Origin of the sequence: Leptolyngbya cf. ectocarpi LEGE 11479 (assembly GCF_015207065.1) — a bacterium.
GTDB classification, from domain to species: domain Bacteria; phylum Cyanobacteriota; class Cyanobacteriia; order Phormidesmidales; family Phormidesmidaceae; genus Leptothoe; species Leptothoe ectocarpi.
In genome coordinates, this window is sequence record NZ_JADEXP010000655.1 from 1 (window position 1) to 1009 (window position 1009).

1 protein-coding gene is annotated in these 1009 nt (G+C 48.0%); it reads left to right on the top strand.

The features are described from left to right. Window positions 1-140: 140 nt before the first annotated feature. Window positions 141-989: a CPBP family intramembrane glutamic endopeptidase gene (locus IQ260_RS30770; protein ID WP_193996830.1), complete on the top strand. Its 849-nt coding sequence runs from the start codon at window positions 141-143 to the stop codon at window positions 987-989. Window positions 990-1009 lie beyond the last annotated feature (20 nt).

The window sequence follows — 1009 nt, forward strand, 5'->3', positions numbered from 1 at the left end:
CGCACATAGATCTATCCTGATAAACCACTACTGGTTCTAACATGACGCCGAGGAAACTCACATGGGTTCCCAGGTGGGTCAATTATCTAGCTTACAATTAAGATCTAGTCTGAAGTATTAATCATTACTAACCTATGACCATGGGCAGGAACCCCTTCGAAGTACTTAAATTCCGCACCCATGTACTGGTTACATTTATATTGAGCAATCTGTTAGTAGGCACGGTCTACGCGGTACTCGAATATAAGCAATGGCTGCCCTGGCCCCTCCATGACAAATTGTGGCTGCCGGTACAATTTATGATGATTTTTGGCCTGGTCTGTGTCATTTTGCTAGCCACCGGTCGCCGGGCCGGGCTGCAGTTAACCCGCTTGTTTGGTCCTCCGCCCCGTTTTCCGTGGGCCTATGGACTACTGCTAATTTCCAGCATGCTAATTTTCTCGTTTAGCAGTTTTTTATTATTGTTCTACCCAGTGTCGCTAATTGCACCTGGATTTGTAGAAGAGCGTCTCACCGAGCAGCTGCTCAGCGTCGAAACCGTAGCCCCCGAACTGTATCGCTATCTGATGCTGTTTGTGGTGATCGTTTTTGCCCCCATCGCCGAAGAATTTGTATTTCGAGGCGTACTCTTACAGCGCTGGGCAATCCGTTGGAATTTGCCTACGGGAATTGTGCTGTCGTCGCTGTTGTTTGGGTTGTTACATATCAATAATCCCCTGGGACTAACCATGTTTGGTGTGATTATGGCCCTGCTCTATATTCGCACCCGTAGCCTGTGGGCTCCCATTATTGCCCATGCCCTCAACAACATTATTTCTGTCGCTCCAGAGTTGTTGTCATCAACCCCTCAAACATTTGACCTTGGGGACTTTCAACAAACCTGGTGGGTTGGTTTGATCGGTCTGGGGTTGGCTGCGCCTACCCTGAGTCATTTTATTTACAACAGCTGGCCCCAAAAATCCATGCGACCACCGTATTTTTGGGAATAGGTTGAGTATCGTAGTTCCTG

Bases quoted from the DNA above. Each gene is read 5' to 3' on its own strand.
- IQ260_RS30770 (WP_193996830.1), top strand. From the start codon at position 141: ATGGGCAGGAACCCCTTCGAAGTACTTAAATTCCGCACCCATGTACTG.